Raw genomic sequence first — 1,692 nt, 5'->3', positions numbered from 1 at the left:
CAAACTGCCCAAGGTTGAGCTTGAAAAGCCATTGGTGCGTAAGTATTTATCGCGCTGTGCCATTCTCCATGATAACGCCAGCACTGACTTACCTCAGGTTGGCTGGCATTGGAATAGTGCGGTATCGCTTGCCATGGCGCCCGGGGTAGGGGCCTTTACCGCCGGCGATTATTACAATCACGGTGGGCTGAGTCTGCAGGAGTGCTTAACGCCCGTGCTGAAGGTGAGCCAAGGGTGAGTGAAAGGTGCCAGTGATGGACGATAAGCTGATCACGGACAAAGCGATTAAAGAAGCCAAAAAGATGAAAAAGGCGGTGGCCAAACGGTTGGTTGACCACTTGCCAGAGGAGGAAGCCCCGGTTTCGGTGTTTATGGCGGGATCCCCAGGCGCGGGTAAGACTGAAACCGCACGTGCGATTATTCGTGCTTTTGCCGATGAGCATGGTCAAGGCTTAGTACACATCGAAAATGATGAGCTAAGGAAGGAGTTTGAGGACTACAATGGCCTGAATTCGCCGCTGTTTCAGCGCCCGGCTACACTTTTAGTAGAAGCCGTGCATGATAAGGCATTGAAGAATGGCGTTAGTTTTATCTTGGACTCGACGCTGTCAAGCTTTGAGAAAGCCAAAGATAATATTCAGCGTTCATTGGATAAACATCGCTTTGTTGAGATTATCTTTGTTTACCAAGACCCTGAGCAAGCGTGGCAGTTAGTCAAAGCGAGAGAAAGGGTTGAAGGTCGGGCGGTGTTTGTGGAGCAGTTTTTGGCGTCACAACGGGTGGTAAGTGAACTTAAACGCCACTTTGGTGACCAAATTGAGATTATGTTTATTGAAAAAAATATTGACGGTAACAATGACAAGCCCCACTTTAATGTGACTGACATTGACGCTTTACTGCGCAAAAAGTACAATCGCCAGTCCTTAGAGGTCATTGTTGGCATCAAGGCAGTAGATTAGAGGAGGAAGTGATGTTAGCTAAACGTGATAAGGTCAAATCGACCGCTTTCTCTGATTTTGTGCGACATGCATCATCCAGAGAGAAAAAGAAGTTCTTTGATAAAATCGTGAAAGAGACGATTCAAGAGCAAAAAGAGATGATTGCCAAGGCTAATAGCGACGGCTGTTTGAGCTGACACTAGCTGGACAATGATGATTGAATTAATGAAAGCCGCTGATATCAGCGGCTTTTCTGTTTAAAAATGCTTCGATGACTGATGTTCGACAGTGTGACTGCGCTTTGTTTTTCATCGGTTAGCGATTGCGAATATTCGCCCCGCTGGTAAAGCAGGATCACTGTGTCATCCTGCTCGCAGCCCAGATCCTGGCAGATTTCGGCCATGTCATCTATGTCCATCGCCCGTTTAAAGGCGTCTGTCTGCCTGGACAAGTTGTAGATACTGAAAATGCTGGCCATGACCCGCTTTTCGGCAGTGGTTTCGCCGCCACCTGGGTTCACAATTTGGTTAAATTCAACGGCAATCCCCTCGTCTAGCTTTGCGGTAAAATCCAGCGCTCGAGCCTTGGCACAGCTAGGGGTGTAATCATCGTAAGTCACACCGTTGACCCATTGGGCTTTTATCCAGTTTTTATCTTCGCCTCGCATAGCGCGACCACTTTTAGGCGAGGGGGATCCGTCAGATAAAAATTCAGCACGAATGAGCGAGATGGCATTAAGTAACTCAGGACAGTT

The 1,692-nt window shown here is 47.9% G+C and carries 2 protein-coding genes and 2 pseudogenes; 3 read left to right on the top strand and 1 reads right to left on the bottom strand.

Going from position 1 to position 1,692, the window contains the following annotated elements; translation table 11 throughout:
- The 3 genes and pseudogenes from ON072_RS20970 to ON072_RS20960 all read left to right on the top strand — a co-directional run.
- Positions 1-238: pseudogene (locus tag ON072_RS20970) on the top strand (BREX-1 system phosphatase PglZ type B); the annotation flags it as partial.
- Between the two features lie 16 nt (positions 239-254).
- On the top strand, positions 255-959 hold the full coding sequence (locus ON072_RS20965; protein ID WP_261753248.1) for a zeta toxin family protein: 705 nt from the start codon (positions 255-257) through the stop codon (positions 957-959).
- An 11-nt stretch (positions 960-970) separates the two neighbouring features.
- Positions 971-1,135, top strand: a complete 165-nt coding sequence (locus ON072_RS20960) for a hypothetical protein (protein ID WP_261753247.1) — start codon at positions 971-973, stop codon at positions 1,133-1,135.
- 44 nt (positions 1,136-1,179) lie between these two features.
- Here ON072_RS20960 and ON072_RS20955 read toward each other — a convergent pair.
- Positions 1,180-1,692 (bottom strand): annotated as a pseudogene (locus ON072_RS20955) (glutathione synthase); the annotation flags it as partial.

Source organism: Shewanella sp. K8, from assembly GCF_028823715.1.
GTDB classification, from domain to species: domain Bacteria; phylum Pseudomonadota; class Gammaproteobacteria; order Enterobacterales; family Shewanellaceae; genus Shewanella; species Shewanella algae.
Note: the sequence above shows the minus strand (reverse complement) of the source record. Positions and strands in the feature narration are given on the sequence as shown.